This is a genomic window from Photorhabdus sp. RM323S (assembly GCF_042879375.1).
GTDB lineage: Bacteria > Pseudomonadota > Gammaproteobacteria > Enterobacterales > Enterobacteriaceae > Photorhabdus > Photorhabdus tasmaniensis.
Window position 1 is genome coordinate 1 of the sequence record NZ_JBHFKZ010000038.1, and the last position, 19,188, is coordinate 19,188.

General features: G+C 42.7%; 18 protein-coding genes. 4 read left to right on the forward strand and 14 right to left on the reverse strand.

Annotated features, from left to right (window positions below):
* Positions 1-304: 304 nt before the first annotated feature.
* Together tnpB and rfaH are read left to right on the forward strand one after the other, a co-directional pair.
* Positions 305-619 carry an IS66 family insertion sequence element accessory protein TnpB gene (tnpB, locus tag ACGF7G_RS15135; RefSeq protein WP_387466537.1) on the forward strand — a complete coding sequence of 105 codons (315 nt, stop codon included), beginning with the start codon at positions 305-307 and terminating at the stop codon, positions 617-619.
* Positions 620-1,101: 482 nt separating this feature from the next.
* A complete protein-coding gene (gene rfaH, locus ACGF7G_RS15140) occupies positions 1,102-1,590 on the forward strand; it encodes a transcription/translation regulatory transformer protein RfaH (RefSeq protein ID WP_133816264.1) in 489 nt (162 codons plus the stop codon).
* Positions 1,591-1,639: 49 nt separating this feature from the next.
* On the opposite strand, the gene hemB is transcribed toward rfaH, so the two are convergent.
* From hemB to udp, 11 genes are all read right to left on the reverse strand, one after another.
* Positions 1,640-2,653, reverse strand: a complete 1,014-nt coding sequence (gene hemB, locus ACGF7G_RS15145; RefSeq protein ID WP_387466540.1) for a porphobilinogen synthase — start codon at positions 2,651-2,653, stop codon at positions 1,640-1,642.
* Positions 2,654-2,762: 109 nt separating this feature from the next.
* On the reverse strand, positions 2,763-3,539 hold the full coding sequence (gene tatC, locus ACGF7G_RS15150; protein WP_133816262.1) for a Sec-independent protein translocase subunit TatC: 777 nt from the start codon (positions 3,537-3,539) through the stop codon (positions 2,763-2,765).
* Between the two features lie 21 nt (positions 3,540-3,560).
* Complete coding sequence (gene tatB, locus ACGF7G_RS15155; RefSeq protein WP_387466543.1) at positions 3,561-4,004, reverse strand: Sec-independent protein translocase protein TatB; 444 nt, start codon at positions 4,002-4,004, stop codon at positions 3,561-3,563.
* 3 nt (positions 4,005-4,007) lie between these two features.
* Complete coding sequence (gene tatA, locus ACGF7G_RS15160; protein WP_387466545.1) at positions 4,008-4,268, reverse strand: Sec-independent protein translocase subunit TatA; 261 nt, start codon at positions 4,266-4,268, stop codon at positions 4,008-4,010.
* A gap of 83 nt (positions 4,269-4,351) precedes the next feature.
* The gene (gene ubiB / locus ACGF7G_RS15165) at positions 4,352-5,992 is read right to left on the reverse strand and encodes a ubiquinone biosynthesis regulatory protein kinase UbiB (protein WP_387466548.1); all 1,641 of its coding nucleotides are present in this window, start codon (positions 5,990-5,992) and stop codon (positions 4,352-4,354) included.
* Positions 5,979-6,629 (reverse strand): SCP2 domain-containing protein, encoded by a 651-nt coding sequence (locus ACGF7G_RS15170; RefSeq protein WP_387466550.1) that lies wholly within the window; start codon positions 6,627-6,629, stop codon positions 5,979-5,981. The genes ubiB and ACGF7G_RS15170 overlap by 14 nt, the downstream gene beginning before the upstream one ends.
* Before the next feature lies 1 nt (position 6,630).
* Positions 6,631-7,386 carry a bifunctional demethylmenaquinone methyltransferase/2-methoxy-6-polyprenyl-1,4-benzoquinol methylase UbiE gene (gene ubiE / locus ACGF7G_RS15175; RefSeq protein WP_133816257.1) on the reverse strand — a complete coding sequence of 252 codons (756 nt, stop codon included), beginning with the start codon at positions 7,384-7,386 and terminating at the stop codon, positions 6,631-6,633.
* A gap of 72 nt (positions 7,387-7,458) precedes the next feature.
* Positions 7,459-8,769 (reverse strand): DNA recombination protein RmuC, encoded by a 1,311-nt coding sequence (gene rmuC, locus ACGF7G_RS15180; protein WP_387466608.1) that lies wholly within the window; start codon positions 8,767-8,769, stop codon positions 7,459-7,461.
* Between the two features lie 150 nt (positions 8,770-8,919).
* On the reverse strand, positions 8,920-9,450 hold the full coding sequence (locus ACGF7G_RS15185) for a DedA family protein (protein ID WP_133816255.1): 531 nt from the start codon (positions 9,448-9,450) through the stop codon (positions 8,920-8,922).
* A gap of 74 nt (positions 9,451-9,524) precedes the next feature.
* Positions 9,525-10,307 carry a tyrosine-protein phosphatase gene (locus ACGF7G_RS15190; RefSeq protein ID WP_387466553.1) on the reverse strand — a complete coding sequence of 261 codons (783 nt, stop codon included), beginning with the start codon at positions 10,305-10,307 and terminating at the stop codon, positions 9,525-9,527.
* Positions 10,308-10,400: 93 nt separating this feature from the next.
* Positions 10,401-11,156, reverse strand: coding sequence for a uridine phosphorylase (udp, locus tag ACGF7G_RS15195; RefSeq protein WP_387466556.1), 756 nt, complete (start codon positions 11,154-11,156; stop codon positions 10,401-10,403).
* Positions 11,157-11,818: 662 nt separating this feature from the next.
* On the opposite strand from udp, the gene pcp reads away from it, so the two are divergent.
* Positions 11,819-12,475 (forward strand): pyroglutamyl-peptidase I, encoded by a 657-nt coding sequence (gene pcp, locus ACGF7G_RS15200; RefSeq protein ID WP_387466558.1) that lies wholly within the window; start codon positions 11,819-11,821, stop codon positions 12,473-12,475.
* Positions 12,476-12,718: 243 nt separating this feature from the next.
* Here the strand turns inward: pcp and ACGF7G_RS15205 are convergent, their stop codons facing one another.
* Both ACGF7G_RS15205 and metE read right to left on the reverse strand, forming a co-directional pair.
* Positions 12,719-13,552, reverse strand: a complete 834-nt coding sequence (locus tag ACGF7G_RS15205; RefSeq protein ID WP_387466560.1) for an intradiol ring-cleavage dioxygenase — start codon at positions 13,550-13,552, stop codon at positions 12,719-12,721.
* Positions 13,553-13,790: 238 nt separating this feature from the next.
* On the reverse strand, positions 13,791-16,067 hold the full coding sequence (metE, locus tag ACGF7G_RS15210) for a 5-methyltetrahydropteroyltriglutamate--homocysteine S-methyltransferase (protein ID WP_387466562.1): 2,277 nt from the start codon (positions 16,065-16,067) through the stop codon (positions 13,791-13,793).
* A gap of 108 nt (positions 16,068-16,175) precedes the next feature.
* Between metE and metR the strand changes: the two genes are divergently transcribed.
* Complete coding sequence (gene metR / locus ACGF7G_RS15215) at positions 16,176-17,132, forward strand: HTH-type transcriptional regulator MetR (protein ID WP_387466564.1); 957 nt, start codon at positions 16,176-16,178, stop codon at positions 17,130-17,132.
* A gap of 179 nt (positions 17,133-17,311) precedes the next feature.
* On the opposite strand, the gene ACGF7G_RS15220 is transcribed toward metR, so the two are convergent.
* Positions 17,312-18,961, reverse strand: a complete 1,650-nt coding sequence (locus ACGF7G_RS15220) for a Na+/H+ antiporter (RefSeq protein WP_387466567.1) — start codon at positions 18,959-18,961, stop codon at positions 17,312-17,314.
* Positions 18,962-19,188: the final 227 nt, after the last annotated feature.

Below are 19,188 nucleotides of genomic sequence, written 5' to 3' on the forward strand. Positions count from 1 at the left end.
ATCAGAAAAGATAAAAAGTGAATATAATCCGTGTTCGTTAAACATAAAACACGATATCCGATGATGATTAAACTTAACAAAAAGCAGGTGTTAAAAGGGGTGAAAACAACGGTTAAAACTTTATACTAATTAAATCCATCGAGTAAAAAAACGACTTCCGATAACAGGTTAACTGTCATAATCATTTAAAAACGCGAATACAGAGGTATTAAAATTTTTATATCAAGGAGGGATTTAACTCGATAAATGCAAATTTTCATAAGGGGAGTTAATTGTATTTAATTGAAAATAGTTAACCATTCCGATGCTAAAACTCGAATCGCTTTTTCTGGTGCGCGAACCCGTCGATATGCGCCGGGGCATTGATGCCCTAACCCAACACCTCGAAGGATTGAATTTGCGCTGGCAGGAGGAAGCGGCTTTCGTTTTCTGTAACAAGGCCCGCTCCCGCCTTAAGGTGTTGCGTTGGGACCGACACGGTGTCTGGCTGTGTACCTGCCGTCTGCACCGGGCCCATTTTGTCTGGCCGAAGCAGGGCGAGTGCAGCTGGGTGATGACCTCTGGGCTTCCAGCTCTTTTATGTGGCGTTGTTCAACCGTCATGGCCGAACCATTGGTGAAGTTCAGCATGGTACTGCTTTACCCATTTAGGCAGTAGGCTGGCATCAATAGCTAGACTGTGTGCCACATCCATGGTTTTTTGATAGTGTTTTTGACTATTGTTAGATTAACAGGCTTCTGAGGTGTCCTGAATTATCATGCCACTACAAATGACCGACAGAGCCCAAGAAAGATCTACGCACTTAACTGCTCTTTGGCATAACTCAACCAATTCGGATTACCTGAAAGTTTGCCATTACTCAGCAGAAATACTTCCATCTTTCTTTTCCTTATATTAATTGAAGACAGAATCACCAGCATTATATTGATCGCTTTGCCCGTGGCTTACCAAGATATTACTCACAGCTTTCTTACTAAGAAACGCAGTATCTACTCATAACAATAAATATCTATCATCAAACAATTATCACTGAGATAATTCCTGTAATGACCTTTCCTATTTTGCTATGCTTAATAGTCATTGGATCAAGGTTAAATAAACATGGAAAACTGGTACCTCATCTACTGTAAGCGTGGGCAAATTTCACGAGCAATAGAAAATCTGGAACGACAGGATGTTGCCTGCCTGACGCCTATCGCGAAAATTGAAAAAATAACTCGCGGTAAACGTACTGTGAGTACAGAACCCCTTTTTCCTAATTACCTATTTGTTCAGTTTGACCCAGAAGTTATTCATACCACGACTATCAATTCAACACGCGGCGTTAGTCATTTTGTCCGTTTTGGTATACGTCCAGCTATCGTACCGGACGTTCTTATTAATGAAATTATGTCTGCAACAGAACAAGAATATGTATCACCAGATACTCCTGTAACCGGTGATACAGTATTAATCACAGACGGGATATTTGAAGGATTGCAGGCTATCTACAATGAGCCTGATGGAGAAACCCGTTCTATTCTATTACTGAATATTCTGAATAAACAATTACCTAAAGCGCTTGATAACAAACAGTTTGTGAAACTTTAACCAAACAAAAAACGGGCAGAATTCACATTCACCCGTTTTTAATCAAATATTAAAACCTCTGCTCATATAACTGTTGAGCAACCTGTTTTGCGAAATATGTCAGCACGCCATCCGCCCCTGCACGCTTGAAGCATAGCAAGGACTCCATAATGACTTGCTCCTGTAACCAACCATTCCGGATCGCAGCCATGTGCATGGCATATTCGCCAGATACTTGATAAGCAAAGGTCGGTACACCAAAGGTGTCTTTTACCCGGCGGATCACATCCAGGTAAGGCATACCCGGTTTAACCATTACAGTATCAGCACCTTCCTGCAAATCCTGTGCAATCTCCTGCAATGCTTCATCACTGTTAGCCGGGTCCATCTGATAGGTTTTTTTATTACCCCCTTTCAGATGGCTACTTGAACCGATCGCATCACGGAATGGGCCATAATAACCCGAAGCATACTTAGCAGAATAGGCCATAATCTGAGTATTTACATGACCTTCCGCTTCAAACAACTCGCGGATTGCACCAATACGTCCATCCATCATATCGCTCGGTGCAACAATCTCAGCCCCAGCCTCTGCATGTGACAGAGCCTGTTTGACCAAAATTTCTTTGGTTACATCGTTAATCACGTAACCATCTTGATCGATGATGCCATCCTGACCATGTGTAGTGAATGGATCTAATGCCACATCAGTCAACAATCCCAATTCAGGAACAACATTTTTCAGCGCACGAACTGTGCGTTGAACCAGCCCATTAGGACTATAAGCTTCCTTCGCATCCAAAGATTTTTTATCTGCTTCAATAACAGGGAACAGAGATAAAACAGGAATACCCAGTCGGGCAATCTCTTCAGCTTCTTTCAGCAAAAGATCCATTGTCAGACGATACACTCCTGGCATAGAGGGTACTTCTTGAAGACGGTTAGTGCCTTCCATCACAAACACCGGATAGATTAAGTCGTTAACAGTTAATTGATTTTCAGCAACCAGACGACGGGAAAAATCATGACGGCGTACTCGCCGCATACGGCGACCAGGAAAAGTTCCTGGAAATACATAGCTCATATAGCTCTCCTAACTCAAACCCAGCGTATAGACGCTGGGTTAATTAATATGCTATCGCTTTGAGTTAATTATCTTAGCATTACAGAACAACATGTTAAGATCACTATTATCACTTTTCCCTATTTGCTTCTGATGTTTGCTCTTCTTCTGAACGATCTCCCAGCTTGCGCTGTCCGGTGTAAAAACGGGAAAGTAAAATCCCCAATTCAAACAGCAGATACATAGGAATAGCGAGTAAGGTTTGTGAGAAAACATCAGGCGGCGTCAATAACATGCCAACAACAAAAGCACCTACCAAAATATACGGCCGCTTTTTCTTCAGGGATTCGGGTGTAATTACCCCACTCCAGCACAACAAAATAATGGCAACCGGGACTTCAAAAGAGACGCCAAAGGCCATAAACAATGCCATGACAAAGCTCAGATAATTACTAATATCCGTTGCAATTAAAACCCCTACAGGAGCTGTCTTAGCAAAGAACCCAAAAGCAATCGGAAATACAACAAAGTAAGCAAATGCCATCCCTAAATAGAACAGCAGGCTACTGGAAACGAGCAGAGGGATCATCAAGCGACGTTCATGCTTATATAACGCAGGTGCAATAAATGCCCATACCTGATAGAGAACCATAGGTGCAGACACGAATATAGACACCATAATGGTCAGCTTTATTGGTGTAAAAAAGGGAGAGGCAACATCTGTCGCTATCATACTGGCACCTTGAGGCAATTGCTTAATCAAAGGTGCAGAGATCATCTGATAGATATCGTTAGAAAAATAGACCAACGCTAAAAAAACCACTAATACAGTAAGTAAACTGTTTAGAATTCGCTTACGCAGTTCAATAAGGTGACTGATAAGTGGTTGAGTATCATCAACAGCCATGTTTTCGTGTTCACCATTAACTTAATCAGAAGTTTTTTTCTTCATTTCAGAAACCGCTTTATCATCCACCGGAGAAGATGATATGGGCGAAGCCACAATCTGAGATGCTGCCGGCTTTTGAGCCACCTGATCTGTTTCTGATGCTGTCATATTCCCTGCATCAGGTTCATTTTGGTAGGCTTTTTTCAAAGACTCAGCCGCTTCTTTTAGCTCATCCATCGAAGCTTTTAATTCCGGGGATAAATTCTGTAACCCCGCTTCTTCTTCGACTTTTTTCAAGCTTTCCTGGAGCTCTTGTAATTTCAGCTCCTGAGCAAGCTCATTTTGGACGTTAGCAGCTAAAGAGCGCAATGCTTTGATCCAGCCGGCAACCGTCTTAACTGCCACAGGTAACCGTTCTGGCCCCAGAACGACTAGGCCAATGACCATAACCAACAGCAGTTCACTAAAACCAATGTCAAACACGGTTTATACCTGCTCTTTGTTTTTGCTCTCAGATGGTTCAGATTGAGCTGCTGATTGCTTTTCAGCAATATTTTTAGTCTCAAAATCAGCATCATTACTGGTTTTCTGAGCTTGCTGAGGCGGATTATCATCCCCTATCGCTTTTTTAAAACCTTTAAGAGACGCTCCCAAATCAGACCCCAGAGTACGGAGTTTGTTTGTGCCGAATAACAGTACTACGATGACAGCAATGATGAGTAATTGCCAAATACTTATACCGCCCATTCTGGTTTACCTCTTTAACAAGGATTATCATTGATAGCTCATTATACGATGAACTATATATTCGAAAATACCGAAGACAAATTTTACTTTGTTTTACTTAACTGACACCAGCCAAACAGCCATGAGACGACACCCGCGCCCATAAACAACCAAGGAATATCGACTAAGCCAGACAACAAAAACAAACTCCCACAAAGAAACAATGTCGCACCAACACCGAGCAAATACTGCGACTGTCGCTGTTTTGTCTGCTGCCCTTTTAACTGATCTGATAGCTTCTCAATGTTGGCTTGCAAATGTTTATGCTGTTGAAGACTGTCATACACTAATTCAGGGAGTTCCGGCAACTTTTCTGCCCAATAAGGCGCTTTTTCTTTCAACGCCCGAATAATAGCCGGCAATCCAACCTGGCTATGTAACCACTCCTCCAGAAATGGTTTTGCTGTTTTCCACAAATCAAGTTGTGGATAGAGCTGTCGTCCTAACCCTTCTACATACAAAAGCGTTTTTTGTAGAAGCACTAACTGAGGCTGCACTGCCATATTAAAACGGCGGGCAGTATTAAATAGATTCAGAAGAACATGACCAAATGAAATTTCCGCCAGTGGCTTCTCAAATATTGGCTCACAGACTGTACGGATTGCAAATTCGAAGTCTTCAACATTCGTATCACTGGGAACCCAACCTGAATCCACATGAAGTTCGGCAACTTTTCGGTAATCACGATTAAAGAAAGCGATAAAATTTTCCGCCAGATAACGTTTATCATCTTTGTTAAGCGAACCAACAATGCCGTAATCAATGCCAATATAAAACGGATCTTCAGGATGTTCATAGCTGATAAAAATATTTCCCGGATGCATATCCGCATGGAAGAAACTGTCACGAAAGACTTGAGTAAAAAAGACCTGTACTCCCCGTTCAGCCAGCAATTTCATATTGGTATTCTGCGCTTCCAGTGCTTCAATATCAGAAACCGGAATACCATAAACCCGTTCCATCACCAAAACATTTTCACGACAATAATCAGAATAAATTTCCGGTACATAAAGCATTGAGCTATTTTCGAAATTACGGCGAAGCTGAATTGCATTAGCGGCTTCACGCAGTAAATTCAGCTCATCAATCAACGTCTTTTCGTATTCCCGCACTACTTCACGAGGGCGTAAGCGACGTCCATCAGGCAACAGCATAGGTACCCAATTAGCCAGGCGGTACATTAACCGAATATCCGCTTTGATAATCGGCAGAATATCAGGACGGATAACTTTGATAACAATTTCCTGACCATTCTCTTTTAACCGGGCAGTATGTACCTGTGCAATTGAAGCAGAGGCCAAAGCTACAGGTTCAAAATTATCAAACCAGGTTTCCAGCGTCCCCCCCAAAGAGGCTTCAATATATTGACGAGCCAGAGCACCGTCGAAAGAGGCAACCCGGTCCTGCAACAATGCCAGTTGATCAGCTACTGCCGGAGGAAAAAGATCACGCCGTGTTGAAAGCATCTGTCCAAATTTGATCCAGACAGGCCCTAGCTCTTGTAAGGCAAGTCGCAGCCTCTCCCCAAGCGGTTTATCTTTATGTCTATTCGGGATCCAAAACAACAAATAACGCCCAAAACGAAGAGGCCAAGTTAAGCGAATTCGAGGAATCAGCTCATCCAATCCGTAAGAAAGAAAAACCCGTATGATCAAATAAAGACGCCTTAATTCACCTGGAGTCATATTTTTCCTCTAATACTGCCAATCGTTGTTCTATTTGATTGATATCTTTGGTCAACACGCTGACTTCTTCACTGAAATAAGCCACTTCAAGCGCATTTGGTGCCAGTTTCCACTCTTCGGTTAATGTTTCCACCAGATAATTTTTCTGACATGTTATTGAACCGGAAACAAACTGAAATCCTTTTTTAATAGCCTGGCTGATACCTTCAGCAGCGATATCCCCGAAATAAGGGGAAAGATAATGGGCCAAATCCCATTCAACCATATCCAACAAAGCAGACCATTGCTGAATAACCTGCATATCCCCTTCAATAACCATTTCACCGCTATTGAGCAACCTGGAAATTTGTTGGCGATCCCGTAGCTTAAGCAAAGCAGCAAAGTTAGTTTTAACCGTGCAATCGGCAGTTCCAGCCCATTGACTCAATACATCCACTTGTTTTTCACTGAATACTAATGTGAGTGGTGTATTCATTTCTTGCAGTTCAATCGACAAAACTTTGCCCACCAGCCGCATACGGGCAGGTCTTAATACAGGTTCGCGGTACAACAGGTGATTCAATGATCTTTCCATCACTGCGGTTAAGATCGGCATAAGTGTGGAATTAATAGCTGTACTCAGTGATGGTTTTTCCATCTCAGAATTTAAAACCTCTGTGTAGTGCAACAATGCCGCCGGTCATATTGGTATAAGTCACCTGTTCAAAACCCGCATTTTCCATCATGGTTTTAAGTGTTTCCTGATCAGGATGCATACGGATGGATTCCGCCAGGTAACGATAACTGTTAGCATCCTGCACAAAAACCTGACCAATTTTTGGCAGTACATGGAAAGAGTATGTATCATAAGCTTTGCTTAATGGTGCGAGCAACGGTTTAGAGAACTCAAGCACCAATAAGCGCCCGCCCGGTTTCAAAACCCGAAACATAGAACGCAGGGCTTTTTCTTTTTCAGTGACATTACGCAAACCGAAAGAAATAGTGATGCAATTAAAATAGTTATCAGGGAAAGGCAACGCTTCCGCATTAGCCTGCACATAGCTGACATTACCAACAATACCGGTATCACGTAATTTCTCACGCCCAATCTTCAACATAGACTCATTGATATCAGCAAGAACAACGTCACCCTTTTCACCCACTATACGGGAAAACTTGGCGGCCAGATCTCCGGTACCGCCAGCTAAATCAAGGACTCTCTGGCCTCGGCGAACACCACTAGCATTAATAGCCATACGTTTCCAAATACGATGAATGCCAAACGACATCAAATCATTCATTAAATCGTATTTTGCCGCAACGGAATGAAATACTTCGGCTACCATACCTTCTTTTTCATCTTTGGCTACGGTGCGGAAACCAAAATGTGTGGTTTGTTTTGTTTGGTCTACCATGTTATCTGCCCGTTTTTTATTCAAACTGTTATAAAAGTGTATCAGCCTTTCAGATAAAACCCTATCCTGGCGTTAATCATTAGCACAGGATGGTTGGTTGGCCTTATTAGCCAATTCAGGATCAATAGAACGTTTCACCTCAACCCCTAACTTACGAAACCCCTCAGCCTGGCTTATCAAATTACCACGCCCCTCTGTGAGCTTGTTCATTGCCAACCGATAATTAACTTGGGCTTTATCCAGGCTTTGCCCTAAGCCTTGCATATCATCAACAAACAAACGCATCTTATCGTACATACGGGATGCCTTATCCGCGATTAAACGCGCATTCTGGCTTTGATATTCATAGCGCCACAAGTTATTGATAGTACGCACAGCAACTAACAATGTTGATGGGCTAACCAGCATAATATTGTGTTTAAGTGCCTCATCAAGCAGCTCAGGTGCCCTATTGAGTGCAACCAAATAAGCAGGTTCAACCGGAATAAACATCAGTACATAATCCAGCGATTTCAACCCAGGCAACTGCTGGTAATCTTTACGGCTCAAACCACGGATATGACCTTTAATTGAGCTGATATGCTCTTGAAGGGCTGATTCCCGCTGGTGTTGATCTTCACTATTAAAATAACGCTCATAAGCGACCAGCGACATTTTGGCATCAATCACCACATCTTTCCCTTGCGGCAAATGAACAATAACATCGGGTTGGAAGCGGCTGTTACTCTCTGCCTTAATATTCACCTGAGTACGAAATTCATGTCCTTCCCGTAAACCAGAAGCTTCCAGAATGCGAGCCAGCACCACTTCCCCCCAATCTCCCTGAATTTTGTTGTCACCTTTAAGTGCATTGGTCAGATTGACTGCTTCTTTCGCCATTTGAACGTTCAGTTGCTGCAAGTTACGGATTTCATGTGCAAGAGTATGCCGTTCACGGGCTTCCTGACCAAAACTCTCCTGTACCTGACGGCGAAAACCATCAAGTTGTTCACGGAATGGAGCCAGAAGACTATTGAGACTCTGCCGGTTTTGTTCGTCAGTACGACGACCTGTTTGTTCAAAAATACGGTTAGCCAGGTTTTCAAATTGGGTATTCAGGCGTAGTTCACTGTTGATCAATAACCGCTGTTTCTCTTCAGCAGCAAGACGGCTCTCTTCCAGACGTGTAGTCACTTCGCGCAACTCAGATTCTTGCACGTTATTGATTTCTCTCTGAGCCCGTAATTCTTGGTTCAGTTGCTCACATTCAACCCGCCAGTAAACAGACTGCTCAAGTTTTTCATTAGCAACGGCAAGCTGACTGCTCAGTTCCCGTAACTCCAATTCTTGCTGCTGAATACGTTGATGAATGGAGAGCCAGACGAGAGCCCCACCGCTCAACAGGCCACCAAGAACGCCAATCAACGTATATAACAACTGGATATCCACCTGTATTTCCTCTGTTACATTCTTCGACCAGCTAAGTTAAATTAACACTGTATAGATGTCCATGTTGATTTACACAAGTGACTCAATCTGCGAAGCCGCTCTCAATTAACTTATCCATTGAGCTAACCATTGCAAACCAAAGGCACCCGGGGCTAATACCCCAAAAGACCAGATAAGTGCGGAACAGATATTGGCAATCTGGAAGTACCGCAACGGCATGGTACAAATACCTGCCACCAATGGCACAATTGCACGGAATGGCCCAAAAAACCGACCAAGGAAAATGCTCCAAATGCCCCATCGCTCAAAGAAATTATGCGCTCGTGTCAGCAATTGTGGTTTACGGGAAATCGGCCAGATTTTACCAACATCACCTTTAAAATGCGCACCGGCGATATAGGATACCCAATCGCCTAAAAAGGCTCCTATCGCCGCAGCCAACCAGATTGGCCAGAAATTAAGGCCACTTTCACCTATTAATGCACCTAATCCAAGCAGTATGATCGTTGCAGGCAATAACAAGGAGAAAAAAGCCAGAGATTCACCAAAAGCAAGTAAGAAAACAATCGGCATGATCCAGGTATCGTGTGCTTTAACAAAAGCGATTACCAACTCAACTATTTCATGAAGACTCAAATTCAAATTCCTGTATTGATTAATACCACATTCAATTTAACCACTGTTGTATTAACCAGAATTAAACCAACTTCTTATTCAAGGAAATAACCTTGTAATTTCTGACGGGCAGAAAAATCAAGGCCAAGATCTTTCTCCAACCATACATTTACACTGCCATAATTCTGGTTAATACTACTTAGCGCTGCTATTAAAAATTCTTCTCTGACAGAATAGACATAAGCGAATTTCTCAACCATATCATCACTCATGGTTTTCGCGTGTTCATTTAACAAATACTCACGGTAAGGTGCCAACGTGGTGTTCGTCACCAAATAATCTTCCATTACTGTATCTAAATCGGCTCCAAGTGCAAACAATACCAAGGCAGAGCCCACACCCGTTCTGTCTTTACCTACCGCACAATGTTGTACTATCCCACCCTTTTCCGGTTGTTGCAGCAATTTAACTAATAGCTTATAGGCCGCATTTTTCAAAGGCAGTAATTTATAAAGACGGAACATAAATGACTGCGGATTAAATTGTTCCAACATCTTTGATGTCAATTTTTCCAGATTCGCATTCACCTCCTTGGATAATGGATTGGCAGGAGCATGGTGATAATCAGCCCCATGCCATACCTGATCAGGTTTATCTTCTATTTCACCTATGTCACGATAATCTATGATTTGAAAGAGGTTTTTATTTGTCAGGAAAGATTGGTCTTTTTCTGTTAAACGATCCAAAGCACCAGAGCGAAAAAGTAAACCTGATTTAATTTTCCCACCACTGGCTACCGTTTTACCCCCTAAATCACGAAAATTAATCCCGCCATGGAGGGGAAGTACTGATGGGTGCAATAAAGATGTAGTTATCATGATGACTCTTAATTAGTTGTAAATTTTAAAACATTAACAGATTTCTGTTTAAAAGAAGAGTGAGCCGGAATATTCCGGCCCAACAAGTATTATTTACAACAAACGACGAGCAGCTTCGACCACGATCCCTAATGCGTTACTTTCTGTTTTCTTAAGTAGCTCAACATCAGGAATTTCCTGCTGAGTACGGTTAACGATGACACCGGCAACCATACCTGCACGCAGCCCCTGGCTTGCACACATAGTCAACAAAGTTGCAGATTCCATTTCATAGTTCATGACCCCCATCGCCTGCCATTCAGCCATTGAGCCTTTAAAACGGCTGACAACACGGCCAGAATAGGTATCGTAGCGTTCCTGACCAGGATAGAAAGTATCGGAAGAAGCGGTTACACCCACATGTGTCGTTGCACCAGAATCTTTTGCCGCTTCATACAGTGCAGTTGTACAGTCAAAATCGGCAACCGCCGGGAATTCCATCGGAGCAAAATGCAAGCTGGCACCATCCAAACGAACAGCAGCCGTGGTTACCAGCACATCCCCAACATTGATATTTTCCTGGATTGCCCCTGTTGTCCCGATACGTAAGAAAGTACGAACCCCCAATTGTGCTAATTCTTCAACAGCAATGGATGTTGACGGGCCACCAATGCCCGTGGAGCATACAATAACTGCTTTACCATCAATTTCTGCGCGCCACGACGTGAATTCACGCAAAGAAGCAAGATAAACTGGGTTATCCATCAATCTTGCAATTTTTTCCACACGTTTCGGATCACCCGGAACAATAGCTAAAGTTGCGCCTTGCAGGTCGCTTTTGGTCAGACCTAAGTGAAATACATCAGACATATCAGACTCCTCAAAGGGAAGAATTTATAACGAAATGGGTTGAAATCTACTGTATTGAGCATTTAGACATCTTTTAGTGATAAATATCACTTCGAAGTAAGATAAAAAAGAAAAACGTACATTATTTTGAGATGTAAGTCACAAAATAATCGTAAAATGAGTAAAAATAAGCGAACTATTACAAAGAAAAAAATTAACACATGCCTAAATAGTAATCACAAACTCAAAAATAAAGAACCCGGCGTTCCCTTTCTGCCATAAGCTAAACTGAATACGCTAGTATATGGAATAAATAGCCAATTATTTAATTATATTTATGATTCAAACAACGCAGGGAACAGAATATATTCCAATAACCGTTAATTCCCAAAAATAAAAATAACCACTGTTGTTAAAATTTACGTCATAATATTTACAAGTAACAGTTCAATAATCCAAATGATTTTCACGGTAAATTTTCCTATGAAAAACATATTTAAAAATCAAATTCATTTTACTCCATAATTAACAAGGAAATTTTATTTATTATCTTTCATCATATTCTCTTTATATTTCAACAAAAATAAAACAATTACCAAATATAAATATCACCGTCACCCTTTAATAGGATATATATTGTTTAAAACATATTAGAACCTTTCCATCATACAGGAGTACTACCTATGGCAAGACAGAAAACCGTTTTAATTACAGGTTTTGAGCCTTTCGACAATGAAACGATTAATCCATCATGGGAAGCAGTCAAGCAGTTGCAAGGGCGCACATTGTGTGGAGCGCGTATAGAAGCACGCCAGCTTCCATGCGTATTCGATGTCTCCCTAACTTACTTGTATGCGGCTATTAATGATGTCCAACCTGATCTGGTGATTGCCATGGGACAGGCGGGTGGTAGAGCTGATATCACCGTGGAGCGCGTGGCAATTAATATCAACGATGCACGCATTCCTGATAATCAAGGTAACCAGCCTATTAATACGCCGATCGTAGCAACCGGTCCCGCCGCTTATTTTGCTACGTTACCGATCAATGCAATGGTCAAAGGTTTACATGAAGCAGGTGTTCCAGCTTCAATTTCACAGACCGCAGGTACTTTCGTCTGCAATCATGTCATGTATGGCTTGCTGCATTATCTGACGAACACCAATCCTGAAATACGCAGTGGTTTTATCCATATCCCTTATCTGCCTGAGCAGGCAGTACGGTTCTATGGCTCACCGAGTATGGCACTGGAAACAGTAATAACAGCACTGGAAATCGCCATCGATGAAGCATTAAAAAACAGTGAGGATATCGTCATCAGTGGAGGTGCAACTCATTAATTTAATATTCTGCTCGCGCAGTTAAACACTTTCCACAAAAGTGACAGGCACAGAGAAATACGATCTATTGGATAATATTAACCAAACAGTAAAGATAATCCTCTCTGTGCCTGCACAATGTCCGTATGTAACTATCAAGCACCTGATATTCTTTTAAATTATTAATCAATATGCCATTTACATAGGTTACTTTATAATTTCGACTGTTATTATATTGAAATTTAGTTTATTCAACAAAACCTGTCACACCGTATGGGAATATAAATCATCTTTAGTTATGAAATTGGATATATTCTCCAAGTCTACTGACAGAATTATTTCACCCAGGATCCCACGATTAATATCAGATTCGTCTATTTTTGTTACTTTTATTTCTGAAAGATGACCATTCATATTTTTGAAATACTCGTCCTCATGATTTTTTGTTCTGATTACCCTCCGTTTTGAATACAAATCATATTTATAAACCTCTGTATTGATCTTTTCAGGAAAGTACATTTGACCAACAAAGGCAAAATGTTCTTCTTCATTTATATCTTTGCTAATCTGTCTAATCGCAATATGAATGTGAGTTGCTCTACCAACATAAAATCCTGGATAAATAGTGGTAAAATTGACCACGCCACTTTTATCCGATTGTTGAGCCCCTCTTAGAAAAACTTTATCATCAGTTCTGTTGATACCCGATATTTCACCGGCGTTAGGTGGTATATCAGGACTTATATAACTCCAACCAGAATATTTTCCCCGACTATTGCAGTGCCAAATATCAACAAATAATTTATCAACCGGCTTACATGTTTTCTGATCCAGAATAGTCACTTTTAATAAAAAAGGTATTCCTGCTTCTGAATCGGTAATATCCCGTCTTACAATTTTACTATTTCGAAAATATGGCCCTGATATCTGTTCGGGTGCAAGCGTACATACACCAATTCCATTTTGTGGCGATAATTTTCCTTCTGCACGGGCCAAGCCAATTGGAGCAAGCGCAGCTGTAGCCGTGATAGCAGCACTATTTTTTAGAAAATTTCTTCGAGAGCTACTTTTCTTACCTTGCAAATTATTAACATCCATATAATTCTCCCTTTAATTATTTAGTTTCTATTACAATGCTTCCAGTTATCATCTTGTTACGGCACGGGTATTTTGTTAATAAAACGTATTTTTTCCAATATCAATATGGAATATATATATAAGTTACAAAAAATTTGATTACAAAGGAGGCACCATTAGGCGACAAACACCTCAGAGAAAGATTATTTATGAAAAAGCCCATCACCAATAAAGGTGATGGGCAAATGACTAGATTGAGTTATTTTACTGATTCGCGGAGACGTTTCGCCGCCTGTACCATGTTTGCCAGTGACTGACGGGTTTCAGTCCAGCCACGGGTTTTCAGGCCGCAATCCGGGTTAACCCACAAACGTTCAACCGGAATACGATCAGCCGCTTTACGTAACAATGCTTCAATCCATTCAACACTGGGTACGTTAGGTGAATGAATATCATAAACACCTGGCCCGATCTCATTCGGATAAGAGAAATTTTCAAATGAATCCAGCAACTCCATATCTGAACGGGAAGTTTCAATGGTGATCACGTCCGCATCCAGTGCCGCAATGGAAGGCATGATGTCATTAAACTCGCAATAACACATATGAGTGTGAATCTGTGTGTCATCTTCGGCAATTGCTGCACTCAATTTAAATGCATCTACAGCCCAATCAAGATATGCCTGCCACTCTTCGCGGCGCAGTGGTAAACCTTCACGCAATGCCGGCTCATCAATCTGGATGATACCAATGCCGGCTTTCTGCAAATCGTCCACTTCATCACGCAGTGCCAATGCAATCTGTTTAGCGATAGTCTCACGGCTGACATCTTCCCTTGGGAATGACCAGCAGAGGATCGTCACCGGCCCGGTTAACATCCCTTTGACAGGTTTATCCGTCAGCGATTGAGCATATTTAGCCCACTCTACCGTGATAGCTTCAGGGCGGCTGATATCACCAATAATCACCGGTGGCTTAACACAACGGGAGCCATAACTTTGAACCCAGCCATTCTGCGTAAAAACAAAGCCGTCAAAGTGTTCACCGAAGTATTCCACCATGTCGTTACGTTCAGCTTCACCATGAACCAATACATCCAATCCTAAACGTTCCTGTTCATTGATTGCCTGCTTGATATGTTCACAAATGTTGGTGCGATAGCTGGCGCCATCTACCCGGCCTTTTTTGAAATCCAGACGCAAGCCGCGGATTTCCGTGGTTTGCGGGAATGATCCAATCGTTGTTGTTGGCCACAATGGCAAGTTATAGCGCTGACGCTGTACCTCCGCACGCTGTGGATAGGGTTGATTACGTTCACTATCCTGTGGCTCAATAGCGGCAAGACGATGAGTAACAGTCTGATTATTCACCCGCTTAGATTCACGGCGGGCACGGATTGGTGCACTGTAAGCATCCAACTCTGCTTGTTTACTGCCTTCTGGCTGACTCAACGCCGCAGCCAGCAGAGCCAATTCCTCACATTTCTGCAATGCGAACGCAAACCAGCTTTTCACCTCTGCATCAAGAGCTGTTTCATCATTCAGATCGATAGGGCTGTGCAGAAGAGAACAAGATGAACCAATCCACAGTGTACGACTCTCTACCAGTGGTTTAATCAACTGATATTTAGCAGTTAAATCAGCACGCCATACGTTACGGCCATTAATTACACCCAAGGAAAGCAGCCACTCTTTTGGTAGTGACTCATGCAACTGCGCAACATCATCTTTACCGGCAACCAGATCCACATGCAACCCCTGTACAGGCAGAGATTTAATGATCTCCAGGTTGTGACCAATACTATCGAAGTAGGTAGTCAGCAACAATTTAACCTGCCCCTGAAGTGCCTGATAAGCAACCGGATAAGCTGCCAGCCACTCTTGCGGCAATTCCAGCACCAGAGCAGGTTCATCAATCTGAACCCATTCAATACCACGTCTAGCTAACTCAGCTAACACTTGCTGATAAACAGGAAGAATATCTTTCAGTAAAGAGAGGCGATCAAACACCTGACCTTTCACTTTACCCAACCACAGGTAAGTCACCGGTCCCAGTAAAACGGGTTTCACTTTATGACCCAGAGCCAAAGCCTCATCCACTTCTTCCAGTAACTGAGTCCAACTCAGTTTAAATTCCTGGCCTTGCTGAAATTCCGGCACAATATAATGGTAGTTAGTATTAAACCATTTAGTCATTTCTGCGGCAGCAGCAGGCTCACCAGTCGGTGCACGACCGCGGGCAATGCGGAATAGTGTATCCAGATCAATAATGCCATCTGCATTCTGATGACGCGGTGGTACATTACCCAGCAATAAGCTGGTGGTCAGAACATGATCATACCAGGCGAAATCACCAACCGGCACTAAATCAACACCAGCCTGCTTCTGTTGTTCCCAGTGACGGGCACGTAACTCACGGCCAGTTTCCAATAATTCTTGCTGAGAAATTTTCCCTGCCCAATAATTTTCCTGAGCCTTTTTTAATTCTCTTTTTAAACCGATACGTGGAAAGCCAAGTGTGTGATTAATAATCGTCATTTCATTATCCCGTCATTTTTAGCCGTCTAGATGTTTACACATCCATAATCAACAGGTAAGGTATAAACCACAAGCGCAATTTATTCATTATCATCCTGAAGGTTTCTCATGATCGAAATAAAACATTTAAAAACATTACAATCATTGAGTCATTGTGGTTCATTAGCAGCAGCGGCCAATCACTTGCATCAGACACAATCCGCCTTGTCTCATCAATTCAGTGATCTTGAACACCGCCTTGGCTTTCGATTGTTTATCCGTAAAAGTCAACCACTTCGTTTCACACCACAGGGTGAAGTTTTATTACGGTTGGCAGAACAAGTTCTCCCACTGGTCCAAAACGCACTGCGCGAATGCAAAGAGCCGGGCCAGACCAATTTGCGTATCGCTATTGAATGCCATAGTTGTATTCAATGGCTAACACCCGCACTCAAGAATTTCCGTGAAACCTGGCCACAGGTCAATGTGGATTTCAAATCCGGCGTCACTTTTGATCCACAGCCTGCACTACTGAAACGGGAATTAGATGTTGTTCTGACATCAGATATCCTTCCTGATAGCGATCTGTACTACACGCCGCTATTTGATTATGAGGTCAAATTGATTGTTGCCCCAGATCATCCTCTGGCAAATAGGCTGCACATTCAGCCAAAGGATTTAATTGATGAGACGTTGATGATCTATCCCGTTCAGCGCCAACGATTTGATATTTGGCGACGTTTCTTGCAACCAGCCGGCGTCATCCCCACCCTGAAAAATGTGGATAACACGCTGTTACTGATTCAAATGGTCGCTGCCCGTATGGGGATCGCCGCTCTGCCACACTGGGTTGTTGAAACATTTGAACGGCAAGGATTAGTGGTAACGAAAACGCTGGGAGAAGGTTTATGGAGCAGATTGTATGCTGCCGTCCGTGAAGGTGAACAACGCCAGCCTGAGATTAACGCATTTATCCATTCCGCACGCCAGCACGCGATGGATAATCTGCCATTCGTGAAGGGAATTGCAAGATCAAGCGTTGGTGACTCCATAACAACGCAACAAGCAAACCTCCTCCAATGGTAAATTTATCACCCATCCCACCGGAACCAAGATATTATTCATCATTGCCAAGGTTCCGGTGGGAAAACCAACACCGGCAAACCAAGCAAATGGGCTATCAGCCTGACAGGTGAGATATCCACCAATCAGGTTGAATGGCACAATCGGCAAGATTGTAGTGACAGCCCGTGAATCACAGGGTATCAGTGCTCTTTCTCTACCAGTAAAGCCTCCAGTAAATCCAAATCATGCAACAAAGTCTGAAGAGTCTCATTGTTGATTTTTCTGGTTGCGCGCAGATGATATAACTCACCGCGTTCTGCTCTTAACGCAGTCAGACGGAAACGACGCTCCAAATCTTCCACCAGCAGGTTATGTTCTATCTCATCCTGCCCCACCGTACGGCGACGCAAATGACCAATTACCCTGGAAGCAACTTCGGTAATAACCTCAGCATCCAATTGCTCTTCTGGGCTGACAGAAAGGCGTTCTTCCATCTTATTCATACTGACAATAGCCACTTCTGCCATTGCTGCCCGCGCCATTCGCACTTCACTGATATTTGCCTGTTTATCGGAAGCTTGAATTCCCCGTAACAGGAATGGCAAAGAGATAACCCCAATTAACAGAGAAAACAGGATGACACCTGCCGCAATAAAGATAAGCTGATAACGAGCTGGGAATGGCGTACCATCAGTCAGGAACAAAGGAACAGACAGAACACCAGCGAGTGTGATTGCCCCACGAACACCAGCAAAAGACGCCAACCATAACTCACGGGTGGTATAACTAGCGAAATCCAGTGGATTTTTTTTCATAAAGGTTTTGCTGATATTCTTCATCAACCACAACCAACAAAAACGCAGCAGTAAAAGCGCAACATAAATCACAGCTACCGCAGCAAATAGCATCCAGGTTTCAACGGTTGGATCAAGCTCTGCCTGTACAACGGAAGTTTGCCAGATCCCCGGTAATTGCAGGCCCAACATGATAAATACCAAGCCGTTAAACACAAACTCCAGCATTGACCAGACACTATCGGCCCGCAAACGCATCGCCAACGGCGCGTTACGGATAACGCCAGATTTACTGATAGTCATACCCGCAGCGACGGCGGCAAGGATACCGGAAACACCAATATGTTCGGCAATCAAATAAGAAGCAAAGGGCAGCAGCAGCATGAAAACAATTTGAGTCGCCGGATCGCCACCACTCCAGCTGTTCATCAAACGCAGGGATTTACTGTACAACCAAGTCACCGCAATACCCGATAACAAACCGCCGATAGCAACTTTGAAGAATTCGATAGTCGCGCCGGTAACAGTAAATACCATCGTTCCCATCGCTATCGCGACAGCGAACTTTAAGGCCACCAGACCGGAAGCATCATTCATTAACGCTTCCCCTTCCATCACACTCATCATGCGCTTAGGCATACGCCCTTTTCCGACAATGGATGATAAAGCCACTGCATCCGTTGGCGATAGCACAGCGGCAAGGGCAAAGGCAGCAATTAATGGAATGCCTGGCATCAGCCAGTAAATTAGATAACCAATACCGATAACAGTCACCAGCACCAATACCAGCATCAGTATAAAAATTTCCCTTCCGTAGTGGAAAAACTCTCTGGTTGGCGTTTTCCAACCATCAACGAATAACAAAGGAGGGATTAACAGGACAAGAAACAGCTCAGGATCGAAAGTAACATGTAAGCCAAAATGCGGAAAGGCCAGCAATGCACCCATTGCAATTTGCACTAACGGCAGAGGCATACGGAATGGAATCACCTTAGTCAGAACGCCAGAGACTGAAACCACCAAAATCAAAATCAGAATAGTAAAGAATATTTCCATGTTGCCCTTACAATTTACCTGAAAACCGTTGATATACAGATTGAGACTTTTTTCTTCCCGTCAAAACAAAAACAGTGAGAATAGATCTTAATGCTAAAATAGCTGAATCAATCGAAAAAGGTAGATACATGCTGAGTCGTATCCGAAAGAATTGCAGGAATATTGTAAACTAATCAGATAAATAGCGGTGAAATAATTAAGAATTTAAAAGTAATCGCAAGAAATGG